The organism is Delftia sp. ZNC0008 (assembly GCF_000799035.1).
In the GTDB taxonomy this organism is placed as follows: domain Bacteria; phylum Pseudomonadota; class Gammaproteobacteria; order Burkholderiales; family Burkholderiaceae_C; genus Comamonas; species Comamonas tsuruhatensis.
The window spans coordinates 1-210 of record NZ_JTKZ01000436.1; the positions used below are offsets into that span (position 1 = coordinate 1).

Genomic DNA, 210 nt, shown 5'->3' on the forward strand with positions numbered 1-210 from the left:
CCGCGTCTCGACCAACTACTCGCTTGGCCTCAACGCCAGCTGGGAACTGGACCTGTGGGGCCGCGTGTCGGGCACGGTCAGCGCCAGCCAGGCCAGCGCCCAGGCCAGCAGCGACGACCTGGCCGCCGCGCGCCTGTCGGCCCAGGCATCGATCACGCAGACCTATTTCTCGCTGCGCGCGGCCGATGCCAGCGTGCGGCTGCTACGCGG

Annotated in this window: 1 protein-coding gene; it reads left to right on the forward strand. The window is 71.9% G+C overall.

Annotated elements, in window-relative coordinates; translation table 11 throughout:
- A partial coding sequence (locus L995_RS14360; protein WP_047472393.1) for a TolC family protein occupies nt 1-210 on the forward strand: 210 nt, incomplete at both ends.